This window comes from Actinoplanes subglobosus (genome assembly GCF_042650585.1).
GTDB lineage: Bacteria > Actinomycetota > Actinomycetes > Mycobacteriales > Micromonosporaceae > Actinoplanes > Actinoplanes subglobosus.
The window spans coordinates 343,637-356,313 of sequence record NZ_JBHSBL010000020.1 but is presented as its reverse complement, the minus strand read 5'-3'; the positions used below and the strand labels follow the sequence as shown (position 1 = coordinate 356,313).

11 protein-coding genes are annotated in these 12,677 nt (G+C 71.0%); 3 read left to right on the top strand and 8 right to left on the bottom strand.

Annotation, left to right across the window (positions count from 1 at the left end; translation table 11 throughout):
* Positions 1–29: 29 nt before the first annotated feature.
* A complete protein-coding gene (locus ACFO0C_RS30805; RefSeq protein WP_378070219.1) occupies positions 30–1,994 on the bottom strand; it encodes an acyl-CoA dehydrogenase family protein in 1,965 nt (654 codons plus the stop codon).
* Positions 1,995–2,070: 76 nt separating this feature from the next.
* Between ACFO0C_RS30805 and ACFO0C_RS30800 the strand changes: the two genes are divergently transcribed.
* Positions 2,071–3,645, top strand: a complete 1,575-nt coding sequence (locus tag ACFO0C_RS30800) for a methyl-accepting chemotaxis protein (RefSeq protein WP_378070218.1) — start codon at positions 2,071–2,073, stop codon at positions 3,643–3,645.
* Positions 3,646–3,767: 122 nt separating this feature from the next.
* On the opposite strand, the gene ACFO0C_RS30795 is transcribed toward ACFO0C_RS30800, so the two are convergent.
* From ACFO0C_RS30795 to ACFO0C_RS30785, 3 genes are read right to left on the bottom strand one after another with little or no spacing between them, the layout of a single operon-like run.
* Positions 3,768–4,640 carry a DUF4437 domain-containing protein gene (locus ACFO0C_RS30795; protein ID WP_378070217.1) on the bottom strand — a complete coding sequence of 291 codons (873 nt, stop codon included), beginning with the start codon at positions 4,638–4,640 and terminating at the stop codon, positions 3,768–3,770.
* A complete protein-coding gene (locus ACFO0C_RS30790; protein WP_378070216.1) occupies positions 4,637–6,127 on the bottom strand; it encodes an AMP-binding protein in 1,491 nt (496 codons plus the stop codon). The genes ACFO0C_RS30795 and ACFO0C_RS30790 overlap by 4 nt, the downstream gene beginning before the upstream one ends.
* A 40-nt stretch (positions 6,128–6,167) precedes the next feature.
* A complete protein-coding gene (locus ACFO0C_RS30785) occupies positions 6,168–7,079 on the bottom strand; it encodes a hydroxymethylglutaryl-CoA lyase (protein ID WP_378070215.1) in 912 nt (303 codons plus the stop codon).
* Between the two features lie 37 nt (positions 7,080–7,116).
* On the opposite strand from ACFO0C_RS30785, the gene ACFO0C_RS30780 reads away from it, so the two are divergent.
* A complete protein-coding gene (locus ACFO0C_RS30780; RefSeq protein ID WP_378070214.1) occupies positions 7,117–8,310 on the top strand; it encodes a CaiB/BaiF CoA transferase family protein in 1,194 nt (397 codons plus the stop codon).
* 79 nt (positions 8,311–8,389) lie between these two features.
* Complete coding sequence (locus ACFO0C_RS30775; RefSeq protein WP_378070213.1) at positions 8,390–9,016, top strand: isochorismatase family protein; 627 nt, start codon at positions 8,390–8,392, stop codon at positions 9,014–9,016.
* Between the two features lie 29 nt (positions 9,017–9,045).
* Here the strand turns inward: ACFO0C_RS30775 and ACFO0C_RS30770 are convergent, their stop codons facing one another.
* From ACFO0C_RS30770 to ACFO0C_RS30755, 4 genes are all read right to left on the bottom strand, one after another.
* Positions 9,046–9,654: a response regulator gene (locus ACFO0C_RS30770; RefSeq protein WP_378070212.1), complete on the bottom strand. Its 609-nt coding sequence runs from the start codon at positions 9,652–9,654 to the stop codon at positions 9,046–9,048.
* 70 nt (positions 9,655–9,724) lie between these two features.
* Positions 9,725–10,849, bottom strand: coding sequence for a sensor histidine kinase (locus ACFO0C_RS30765; RefSeq protein WP_378070211.1), 1,125 nt, complete (start codon positions 10,847–10,849; stop codon positions 9,725–9,727).
* Positions 10,850–10,875: 26 nt separating this feature from the next.
* Positions 10,876–11,643, bottom strand: a complete 768-nt coding sequence (locus ACFO0C_RS30760; RefSeq protein ID WP_378070210.1) for an ABC transporter permease — start codon at positions 11,641–11,643, stop codon at positions 10,876–10,878.
* A gap of 16 nt (positions 11,644–11,659) precedes the next feature.
* Positions 11,660–12,571 (bottom strand): ABC transporter ATP-binding protein, encoded by a 912-nt coding sequence (locus ACFO0C_RS30755; RefSeq protein ID WP_449191347.1) that lies wholly within the window; start codon positions 12,569–12,571, stop codon positions 11,660–11,662.
* Positions 12,572–12,677: the final 106 nt, after the last annotated feature.

Here is a 12,677-nt window from a genome sequence, read left to right as displayed (position 1 = left end):
CCGATGCGGCGCGTCACCGGTGATCGGATTCAGCCGGCCAGGGTAGCGCCGACGGCGTCGTCCTCCTTGGCCATCGCCTCCTGGCGGGCCGGCTCCTCGCGCAAAATGGCCGCGTTCAACCACTCGTCCGGGATCGCGAAGGCGTCGACCAGCGTCCGCATGTGCGGCCGCAGCTCACGCAGCAGGTCGTTGACGACGGCGGTGACGGCCTTGGAACGGGCCGGGGTCAGGCGCCCGTGCTCCATGAACCAGCCCTTGCCGGCCTCGATGGTGGTGAGCGCGTAGAGGTCGCAGACCTTCGACAGCAGTTCCCGGGCCGCAGGGTCGGTGGCCCGCTCGATGCCGGCGACGAAGGCTTCCAGGGTGATCCGGTCGATGTGGGCGGTCGCCGTGGCGAGCACGTGGTCCTGGACGTCGTTGAAGATGTCGAACGGCCGGTCCTTCTTGGTGGCGGCGCCTCCGCGCAGGCGGCGGATCACGCCTTCCAGCAGGTGTTTCTCGCGGTCTTCGAAGACGGCCAGGTGCCAGCCGCGGTCGGTGACGGCGATCTCCTCGTCGCGGCCGGGCACAGCGGAGACGAGCCGCTGGATCAGGGAGCGGGCAGCCGTACGCTCCAGGACCATCTCTCTGACCTGTTCGGCGACGAACGTGGCGCGGCCCCAGCCGTCGAGAGAACCGAAGGCGTCGCGGTATCCGGTGAGGAGCCCTTTGGCGACGAGCTGGAGCAGCACCGTGTTGTCGCCCTCGAAGGTGGTGAAGACGTCGGTGTCGGCCTTGAGGCCGGGCAGCCGGTTCTCGGCGAGGTATCCGGCGCCGCCGCACGCCTCGCGGCACATCTGGATGGTGGCGGTCGCGTTCCACGTCTGCATCGCCTTGAGGCCGGCGGCGCGGGATTCGAGTTCGCGCTGCCGGTGCTCGTCGGGTTCGGTGAGGGCGAACACCTCGGACATGGTGACGGCGAGTTCCTCCTGGGCGAAGACGTACGCGTACGCCCGCGCCACCGCCGGTAGGAGTTTGCGCTGGTGCGCCAGGTAGTCGTTGAGGGTGATCTCGCGGTCGGCGCCGGGTGCGGTGAACTGGCGGCGGCTCTCGCCGTAGCGGACGGCGATGGTGAGCGCGTTGCGGGTGGCCGCGGAGGCGGCGGCGCCGACGGTCACCCGGCCGCGGACGAGGGTGCCGAGCATGGTGAAGAAGCGGCGGGTGTCGTTCTCGATGGTGCTGGTGTAGGTGCCGTCGGGGGCGACCTGCCCGTACCGGTCGAGGAGCATGTCCCGCGGCACGGTCACGTGGTCGAAGGAGAGCCGCCCGTTGTCGACGCCGAGCAGCCCGGCCTTGGGTCCGGCGTCGCCGATGGTGACGCCGGGCATCGGGTTGCCGTCGGCGTCCCGGATCGGGACCAGCCACGCGTGCACGCCGTACGACTTGCCGCCGGTGATGAGCTGGGCGAACACGACCGCCATCCGTCCGTCGCGCGCGGCGTTGCCGATGTAGTCCTTGCGGGCCGCCTCGTGCGGCGTGTTCAGGACGAAGTGGCCGTCCTGGAAGGTGCACGTGGTCCGCAGCCGCTGCACATCCGACCCGTGACCGGTCTCGGTCATCGCGAAGCAGCCCATCAGGTCGGCCGAGATGATGTCGCGCAGGTAGGCGTCGTGGTGCCGGGCGGTCCCGAGCGCGACGACGGCCCCGCCGAACAGCCCCCACTGCACGCCGGCTTTGACCATCAGGGACAGGTCGACCTGGGCGAGCATCTCGGCCGCGACGGTGGAGCCGCCGGGGTCGTCGGAGCCGCCGTAGCCGGCCGGGAACGCGGCGGCCACCCCGACCTCGGTCGGCAGCTCCCGGATCAACCGGCTGACCCGCTCCCGGGCCTCGTCGCCGGCTTCGCCCGGGACGGTGACGAACTCGGCGCCGAGCTCGTCACGCACGGCCTGCCGGATGTGCGCCCACCGGCCGTCGAGGACCTCGGCGAGCGAGGCGGAGAGACCATTGATCATGGAGCTATATTACCCGCGAGTAACCAGGGTTGAACCCATCTCTCAGTGATTTCCCCAATGGGCCGATGAAGGCGGTATGGGCAATTGGTCGGTGCGCTGGAAGATCAGCAGCCTGATCCTGGTGAGCGTGGCGCTCGCGGCGGCACTGGGCGCGACGGCGCTGGCCGGCATCAGCCGGCTCGCGACGAGTTCGGCCGACCAGGATCAGTTCCGTCAGGCGACCTTGACGCTGGCCCGGCTGGACAGCATGGCGGGCCGGATCAACGGCATGGTCAACGCGAACCTTGCCTTCCCGGACCAGACCAAGACCTTCCTCGACGGCAACACCGCGTACATCAAGCAGGGTGACGCCCAGATGGCCGAGCTGCAGGCGATGCCGCTCGGCGCCGACGACGCGGCCGCGGTCGACGATCTGGAGAAGTCGTGGCGCTCCTACACCGACCAGTCGACGGCGCTGCAGCGGTCACTGACCGCCACCGCGACGAAGGCCCAGCTCTACCAGGGCGGCGAGACGGTCTACAACGTCTATGACGCGTTCTCGAAGGCGCTCGGCGCGGTCATCGAGTCGGTCCAGTCGAAGGCGGAGGCCGCCGCGGCCGACCAGGACAAGCTGGTCACCGAGGTCCGCTGGATCGTCGGCCTGGCGCTGGCCACCGGCCTGGTCCTGCTGGCCGTGTTCGGCTGGTGGATCGGGCGCGGCATCCTGCGGCCGCTCGCCGTCGCCGCCGCCGCGCTGCGCCGGGTCGCCGAACGCGACTACACCGTGCACGTGCCGGTCACCGGCCGCGACGAGATCGGCCGGATGTCCGAGGCGGTGAACGCGGCCGTCGGCGACATCCGCGAGGCGATCGGCACCATCGCCGGCAACGCGCAGTCGCTCAGCGACGCCTCGGTGCGGCTCACCGCGATCAGCGGCGACGTCAACGCCTCCTCGGAGCAGGCGTCCGGCCGGGCCGGCACGGTCTCCGAATCGAGCATGCTGGTCAACGACCGGGTACGGGAGGCCGCGCAGGGCGCCGAGCAGATGACCGCGGCGATCCGGGAGATCGCCGGCAACACCAGCCAGGTCGCGCAGATCGCGCAGGGCGCCGTGGAGACGGCGCAGCAGACCACGGCCGCGATGTCCAAACTGTCCACCTCGACCGACGAGATCGGCAACGTGATCAAGCTGATCACCAGCATCGCCGAGCAGACGAACCTGCTGGCCCTGAACGCGACGATCGAGGCGGCCAGGGCCGGCGAGTCGGGCAAGGGCTTCGCGGTGGTGGCGAGCGAGGTCAAGGATCTGGCGCAGAGCACGGCCCGCGCCACCGAGGACATCGGCCAGCGCATCGAGGCGATCCAGGGCGACACCACGAACGCGATCGAGGCGATCGGCCGGATCGCCGACGTGATCAACGAGATCAACCAGTACCAGGCGAGCATCGCCGGCGCCGTCGAGGAGCAGACCGCCACGACCAACGAACTGAGCCGCCTCTTCGACGACGCGGCGCACGGCGCGGACTCCATCAACCGCTCGATCGAGCAGGTCGCGGCCACCGCGGCGCAGACCGCGAACGGCGCGACGTCCACCCGTCAGGCCGCCGACGAACTGGCCGGCCTCGCCGCGAGCCTCACCGACGTGGTCGGCAGATTCAAGATCAAAATCTAGGATTCGGTACGGCTACCCAAGTCCCGGACCACACCGCGGCGCAGTCCCGGCGCAAGGCCGAAACGCGACCGCCGGGCTGATCCGGTGGGGGCCGGCCGACGAAGACCGGCCCCGGCGCCTCGTCACATGCCGTCGCCGGACCACTCGCCGCGGGACCGGGAGCGCACCGGCAGCGACGACAGGATCGGGTGGACGTGGCCGTCGTGCTCGTCGTAGTTCTCCGCGTGCCCGCCGAACTTGACCCACTCGTCGGTGGTGTACCAGTTGGTCAGCTCGCCGTCGGACCGCAGGATCCAGTCGATCTCGGTCTCCGCGACGAAGTGGCCGTGCTTGACCCGGGCCGGCCGGAAGCAGTAGGTGCCCTCGTCGATGTCCCCGAAGTTGTAGGCCATCTTCCCGGCGAGGGTGTAGAACTCCTCGTAGCAGGGGTGGTGGGCGAGCCGGTGGTCGGTCCAGCCCTTCGGTGCCCGGATCAGCCGGGTGTAGAAGCCGGTCTTCGGGTCCCGGTGCAGCAGCTTGATGTAGAGCGGCGTGAGCGGCCCGACCGACTGCGCCTCGGTCCACTCCATCTTCTCGGCGTCCATCACGGTGACGCCCTCGGTGGACTCCGGCGAAGCTTTGCTCGCGGCCTCGTTCAAGGAAGTGAACGGGTCGAACCCGCAGTCCCCGTACTCCCGCCAGTGCAGGATCCGCGACCCCTCGCGGACCTTCAGCCAGTCCATCGCCGTGCCCTTGGGGACCTGCACGTAGCCGCCGGCGCCGAGCTCCCGGCCGCCGTAGGTCATCGACCCTTCGACCACGTAGAACTCGGTGTCGGCGTGCACGATGCCGGCGCTGCGCCCCCAATCGGCGGTGGCGTGCAGCGACAGCGAGGACGAGCCGTCCTCCTCGTCGGTGGAGAGCCGCCGCTCCAGGATCTTCCCCTCGCCGTACGGCAGCTCACCGGTGTGGAAGATGTAGTCGTCCTCGTGGATCAGCTCCACATGTGCCCTCACGGCGTACTCCTCAGCTCGCGTTTCAGGATCTTTCCGGCGGCGTTGCGGGGCAGCGCCGGGACGGTGCGGTACTGCTTGGGGACCTTGAATCCGGCCAGCCGCTCGCGCAGGAAGGACTCGAGGACCTCGGGGGCGACGGGCGTGCGGCCGGCCCAGTAGGCGACGACCCGCTCACCCCACTGCTCGTCCGGCTCGCCGACGACCGCGCACTCGACGACCGCCGGGTGGGTGAGCAGCACCTCCTCGACGTCACGGGGATAGACGTTCACGCCGCCGGTGATGATCACGTCCTTCACCCGGTCGACGATGGAGATGAACCCCTCCTCGTCCCGGATCACGATGTCGCCCGAGGTCAGGAAGCCGTCCTCGGTGGTGCAGGCGGCGGTCGCGGCCGGGTTCCCGTGATAGCCGTTCATCAGGTACGGCGAGCGGCTGTACAACTCGCCGGGCTCCCCGGGCCCGGCGAGGGTGCCGTCCGGCCGCACCACCCGGACCTGTGTGCCGAACCACGGGTGACCGACGGTCCCGGCCTTGCGGCGCGCGTCCGGCGGGCGCAGGTTGCTGATCACGCCCGCCTCGGTGGAGCCGTACAGTTCGTGCACGCCCACCCCGGGGAACGCCTCGAACACCCACTCCTTGAGCACCTTGGGCAGGGCGGCCGCGTTGAAGTAGAGGGTGTCCAGCCCCGGCAGCGACGGCACCCGGTCGAAGGCCTGCCGGATCAGCTGCGCGTGCGTCGGGACCAGGAAGACCGACTGGGCGCCGTCCCGCTGGATCATGTCGAGCAGCGCGTCCGGTTTGAACGAGCGCAGCATGCTGACGGTCGCTCCGCAGTGGACGGCCGCGTAGGCGAAGGCGAAACCGGCCCCGTGGTACATCGGCGCGACGGCGATGGTCCGGCGGCCGGGGCCGATGCCCCATTCGAGCGCGGTGGCGTAGAAGGTCAGCGACCGGGAGCGGTGCGAGATCAGCACGCCCTTGGGGTCGCCGGTGGTCCCGGCCGTGTAGGCGATGCAGAACGGGTCCCGCTCGTCGACAGCGATCCACGGGTCGACCGCCCGCGCGTCGTCGAGCCACTTCTCGTACTCCGGCCCGATCGTCACCACCCGCCCGGGGAACTCCGGGGGGACCGCGCCGGTCAGGGCCGGGTCGGCGATCAGCGCCCGCGAGCCGGAGTGCGCCAGGATGAACTCGACCTCGGGCGCGGTCAGCCGCGGGTTGACCGGGACCAGCACGAGTCCCGCCTTGGCGATGCCGGCCGCGATCTCTGGATACTCCATCCGGTTGCCGCAGAGCAGGGCCACCCGGTCGCCGTGGGCGAAGCCCATCGCGAGCAGCGCGCAGGCGAGACGCGACGACCGCTCGTCGAGCGCGCCGTATCTCAGCTCGCGATCGCCGTCACGCACCGCGACCACGTCCGGGGTGGCCCGGCCGAACTCGCGAACACCACCAGCGATCGTCAGATCAGCACCACCGGGCCGCAACATACGCTGAATGGAAACACCGTTTCCATTGACGACGCAAGACCTAACGCGTGAAGTCTCCGGCTCGGCCCAACTGGGCGGGAACCGCGTCCAGATCCAGCTGCCCGCCGATCCACGTGCCCACGGCGGCGGCCGCCGTCACGTCCACGCCGGTCTTCAGCGCCGAGCTGTTCAGCAGGTAGGCGAGGTCCTCGGTGGCGATGTTCCCGGTGGCCGCCGGCGCGAACGGGCAGCCGCCGATCCCGCCCAGACTGGCGTCGAGCGCGACGAAACCCTCGCTGACCGCGGCGATCGCGTTGGCGTACCCCGTGTTGCGGGTGTTGTGGAAGTGAGCGCGCAGCGGAACGCCCCCGGCGACCGGCCGCACCGCCGCCGCCAGCTCGGAAACCTGGACCGGCACGCCGACGCCGATGGTGTCGGCCAGGCAGATCTCATCCAGTGGGCCGGCGTCCTCGACGACCGTCCGCACGAAATCCGGCGAAACCGGCCCGCTGAACGGACATCCGAACGCCGCCGCGACCGTCAAAGTCACGAAAAATCCGGCATCGCGCGCGCGGGCTGCCACGTCGCGGAACGCCGCCAGCGAAGCCGCCGTAGACATCCCCTGGTTGCGCCGGGAAAACTCGTCGCTGGCGACAACTACATAGTTGATCTCGTCCGGCCGTGCGGCTTCGAGCGCGAGCGCCCGGTCCAGGCCGCGCCCGTTCAGCACCAGCGCGACATATCGGACACCTGGCGACCGCGGCACCGACCGCAGGACCTCCTCCGCGTCGGCCATCTGCGGCACCCGGTCGGGCCGGGCGAAAGCGGCCACCTCGATCCGCCGCAACCCGGCCGCGACGGCCCGCGACACGTAGTCGACCTTGACGGACGTGGGCAGCACCCGCTTCTCGTTCTGCAGCCCGTCCCGCGGCCCGACCTCGACGATCTCCACGCCGACACCCCTTTGTTCCATCTAGCGAAACGTCGTTTCCCGAGTATAGGGTGGCGACGTGACCGCGCCACTGTCTGACATTCGCGTCCTGGAAACCGGAACCCTGCTCGCCGGCCCCTTCTGCGGGCAGCTCCTCGGCGACTTCGGGGCCGAAGTGATCAAGCTGGAGGACCCCGGCAAGGGCGACCCGATGCGCCAGTGGGGCCGGGAGAAACCGCACGGCCAGTCCCTGTGGTGGCCGGTGGTGGCCCGCAACAAGAAATCGGTCACCTGCAACCTCCGCACCGGGGAGGGCCAGGCCCTGGTCCGCCGCCTGGTCGAGAAGGCCGACATCCTCCTGGAGAACTTCCGGCCCGGCACCCTGGAGCGCTGGGGGCTCTCCTACGAGGAGCTTTCCAGGATCAACCCCAGGCTCATCCTGGTACGGGTGACCGGTTACGGACAGACCGGCCCCTACTCCCCGCGAGCCGGGTTCGGCTCGATCGGCGAGGCCATGGGCGGTCTGCGGTATGTGACCGGTGAGGCCGACCGGGCACCGTCCCGCTCCGGCATCTCGATCGGTGACTCGCTCGCCGCCACGTATGCCGCGTTCGGCACCCTCGCCGCCCTGCACGCCCGCGAGCGCACCGGCCGTGGCCAGGTCGTCGACTCGGCGATCTACGAGGCCGTGCTGGCCATGATGGAGTCGCTGATCCCCGAGTGGGGCATCGCCGGCTACCGCCGTGAGCGCACCGGCCCGATCCTGCCGAACGTCGCACCGAGCAACGTCTACCCGACCGCCGACGGCTCCGACGTGCTGATCGCCGCCAACCAGGACACCGTGTTCCGCCGTCTCGCCGACGTGATGGACCGCCCCGACCTGCCGGCCGACCCGCGGTACGCCACCCACGGCGCCCGCGGCGAGAACCAGGCCGAGCTCGACGACATCATCGCCGCCTGGACCCGCGGCATCCCGTCGGCGAAGCTGCTGGCGATGCTGCACGAGTCCGGAGTCCCGGCCGGCGGCATCTACACGGCCGAGGACATCATCGCCGACCCGCACGTCCAGGCCCGCGAGGCAGTGATCACCGTCGACCATCCCGAGCTGGGCCCCGTCCCGATGCAGAACGTGGCCCCGAAACTGTCCGGCACCCCCGGCGAGGTGAAGTGGGCGGGCCCGGCGCTCGGCTCCCACAACGACGAGATCTACCAGGGTCTGCTCGGCCTCTCCCCCGACGAGCAGGCCGGCCTCCGTACCCGCGGAATCATCTGAGCCCGGCCGGGCCGTCCGCATCACCCCTGCCCCTTCTCTGCGGACGGCCCGGCCGTTCCCAGGTCCACGAGGAGAACTGATGGCCGATCTCGCCGACGACTACGCGAGCGCCGGATTCGCCAGGCGTCTCGGCTGGGGCGCCCGACCCGCGGTGCTCCTGATCGACCCGGCACTGGCCTACACCGATCCGGGCTCGCCGCTGTTCCTGCGTACCGGCCAGGCCGCCGCCGACCGCATGGCCGAACTCGCCGGCGCCGCCCGTGCCGCCGGGGTCCCGGTCATCTGGACAGCGGTCCGCTTCGCCGACGAGTCCTGCTCGGAGGCCCCGCTGTTCGCCGCGAAGGTCCCCGCGCTCAAGGTCTTCGCCGCCGGCAATCCACTCGGAGGCTTCGCCCCGCCGCTGCACCCCGCCCCCGGCGAACAGGTCGTGATCAAGCACTACGCGAGCGCCTTCGCCGGCACGTCACTGGCCGCCTGGCTGGCCTCCCACTCGATCGACACCCTGGTGATCGGCGGCTACTCCACGTCGGGTTGCGTCCGTGCCTCGGCCCTGGACGCCCTCCAGCACGGTTTCCGCCCGATCGTGGTCCGCGACGCCTGCGCCGACCGCGACGGCGGCCCCCACGACCACAACCTCTTCGACCTGGACGCGAAATACGCCGACGTGATCACCCTCCCCGAAGCCCTGACCAGCTTGAACCGCTAGATCAAACCCAGCTGGCCGGTGTTTCGGTGTCAGATCAGCCAGCCGTTGTCGACGGCCAGGCGGACGGCTTCGGCGCGGGTGCGGGCTCCGGTCTTGCCGATCGCCGACGACAGGTGGTTGCGGACGGTGCCGTCGGAGAGGTGCAGTTCGCGGGAGATGTCGGCGACCGTCCCGCCGTCGCGCGCGGCGCGCAGGACGTCGGACTCGCGGTCGGTGAGCGGGGAGTCGCCGTGGGCGAGGCTCTGCGCGGCCAGGGCCGGGTCGACGACGCGGAGGCCCTGGTGGACGCGGCGGACGGCATCGGCGAGCTGGCGGGCCGGGGTGTCCTTGACGACGAATCCACCGGCACCGGCGGCCATCGCCTGACGCAGGTAGCCGGCCCGGCCGAACGTCGTCACCATCAGCACCTTGCAGCGGGGCAGCGCCTCGGCTAGCAGCCGGGCGGCCGAGATGCCGTCGAGGCCGGGCATCTGCACGTCGAGGAGGGCCACGTCGACGGCGTGGTCGCGGGCCGCGGCGACGACCTCGTCACCGCGGCCGACCTCGGCGACGACGGTCAGATCGGTCTCGAGGTCGAGCAGGGCGGCCATGGCCCCGCGGACCAGCGCCTGGTCATCGGCGAGCAGCAACCTGATCATGCGGAGACCCCCGGGCACGGCGAGCTGATCATGAGATGGCCATCCGAAGACCCGGACAGCGGCGAACCGGTCATGAGGGTGCCTCCATCCGTACCCGGAAGCCCGGCTCTCCCGGACGGCTTCCGGCGGTGAGCCGGGCGCCCACCTGGTCGGCCCGCCTGCGCAGCCCGGCCAGGCCCTGGCCGGCATCGGTGCCGGAACCGGGCGCACAGCCCTGGCCGTCGTCGACGATCTCGACGCTGTCCGGGCGCAGCAGCACTGTCGCGTGCCGGGCCCGGCTGTGGCGGACGATGTTGGTGACGGCTTCGCGGATGGTCCAGGCGAACAGTTCGCGGTTGCGGGTGGGGACGTCGTCGGCGGCGCCGGGCAGGTCAGCTCGCACGTTGGCCGCGTCGAGGGCGGCCTGGGCGGCGGCGATCTCGCCGGGCAGGGAGATGCCGCGCACGTTGAGGGCGGTGGCGCGGACGTCGGCGAGGGCGTCGCGGGCCAGGGATTCGAGGTCGCTGAGTTCGCGGCGGGCCCGGTCGAGATCGACGTCGAGGAGGCGCTGGGCGAGTTCGGCTTTGACGGCGACGACGGTCAGCGAGTGGCCGAGGATGTCGTGCAGTTCGGTGGCGATGCGGGCGCGTTCGCCGGTGACGGCGAGGTCGGCGATCTCCTGCTGGGCGTGGATGAGGCGGATCTGCCGGTCGGAGGCCAGCCGGATGCCACCGGTGGCGGCCCCGGCGAAGAGGACTGCGAGGGCGTATCCCTGGCCGCCGGCGCCCCAGCCGGGCACGAACCTGATGGCCAGATCGACGGCGACGGCGAGGCTGATCGCCACCGGGATGCCCTGCCGTAGTGGCAGCCCCATCACCGCGCACGCCGCGATGTAGACCACGCAGACGAGCGTGTGGTACTGACCGGCGGGCGCCTGCAGCGCGGCGAGACCGGACAGGAGCAGCAGCCCGGCCCAGACGCGCACGGTGGCCCACCGGCCGGGGTGCGGCCCGCCGGCCCGGGGGACCGTCGCGGTGAGCACCAGGAACGCGATCATGAACAGGGCCAGGGCGGCCAGGCCGATGTCGCGCCACGGGCCGGGCGGCCGGCCGAGGATGGCGGTCAGGTTCTCCCCGAGGTAGAACAGCCAGATCGCGGCTAACACCCAGCCGTGGCGGAAGCCACGGCCGGGCGGGCCGGGTACTGACGGTGTCATGTTCCGCACCGTACCGGCGGCGGGTCTCAGACCCGTGCGGTGTCGCGGCGGAACCGCCACATCGCGCCGGCCGAGAAGAGCGCCGTCCAGACGGCGACGTTGAGGACGGCCTGCCACACGTTGCCGCTGTGGGTGAGCGGGTAGCGGGCCAGTTCGCCGACGCCGTAGACCGGGGTGAACTTCGCGATCGTGGCGAAGGTGCTGCCGAGCTGGTCGGCCGGGACGAACAGGCCACCGGCGAAGGACAGGATGGCGAGCACCGGCCCGAGGATCTGCATCACGTTCTCACTGGGCAGCAGGTAGCCCATGAACAGCCCGAACGCGGCGAAGACGAGCGCGCACGCCCAGGACAGCAGGGCGCAGCCGATCCAGGCGCCGACCGGCATGTCGGCTCCGGCGAACGCGCCGGTCAGGTTGACGACGACGACCGAGACCGCGCCGATCACCATCGCGATGACGATCTTGACGGCGACGTACGCCGCCGGCTTGAGCGGGGTGAGCCGCAGCTGCCGGCTCCATCCGGCGGCCCGCTCGATCGACACCATGGCGCCACCCGAGGTGGTCGCCAGCATCGCGCCGTAGACGGCCATGCTGGCCAGCACGTAGGCGGTGACGTTGCCGTCGCCGACGCGCTCGGTCCGGTAGTCGGCGCTGCTGCCGAAGAGCAGGAAGAACGCGGCCGGCATGACCAGCGTGAAGATGACCGTGCGTTTGTTGCGCATCAGGCGCCGCAGTTCGAGGGCGATCATCCCGGGACTGAAGCCGCCGAGGCGGGGCAGGGTCGTGGTGGTCATGCGGCATCCTCCGCGGTCAGGGCGAGGAACGCGTCCTCGAGGTTGCGGGAGGTGATCTCCAGATCGCGGGCGTCGGTCGGGTGAGCAGGTGGCGGGCGATCGCGTCGGAGTCACGCCCGGACAGGTGGACGGTGTCGCCGCGCACCTCGGACGACTCGACACCGGGCACCCGGTTCCAGTCGACGAGTGCGGCCCCGGCCATGGTGGCGCGGACGGTACGACCTGCGGCGAGGGCTTTCACCTCGGCCGCGGTGCCGTCGGCCACGATCTTGCCGCGGCGCACGAGGACGATGCGGTCCGCGTACGCGTCGGCCTCCTCCAGGTAGTGGGTGGCGAAGATGATGGTCCGGCCGCCGGCCGCGTCCTCACGGATCGCGTCCCAGAACTCGCGCCGCCCGCCGACGTCCATGCCGGTCGTCGGCTCGTCCAGGATGAGCAGGTCCGGGTCGGGCAGCAGGGCCATGGCGAACCGCAGCCGCTGCTGCTGGCCACCCGAGCACCTACCGACGAGCCGGCCGCCGATGTCGGCGATCCCGGCCCGTTTCAGTGCCGCGGTGACCGCCGGACGCGGTTTGCCGAACAGCACTGCGGTGAGCCGGACCGTCTCCTCGACGGTGTAGTCCTTGAGCAGTCCTCCGGTCTGCATGACCGCGGAGATCCGGCCGAGCGCGACCGCGTCCTGCGGCGGCAGCCCGTAGATCCTCGCGGTCCCGCTGGTCGGCTGGGACAGCCCGAGCAGCATGTCGACCGTCGTCGTCTTGCCGGCACCGTTCGGGCCGAGCAGGGCGACCACCTCTCCGGGGCGGATGCGCAGGTCGATTCCGTCCACGGCGGTGACCGTGCCGAATCTCTTGACCACGCCGTCCAGATCCACGGCCGGCTGCCCCGTGCCGGCGGCCGCGGTATCGCTTGAAGCGGTGAGCGTCATGGGGAAATCGTCGCCGTCGATCGGTCACCGCTCCCCCGCCGTCCGTCACGGTCCGTCCATGACAAACGTCATGGGCCCGCGGGCCGGGGTGGCGCTGGTTCACGGA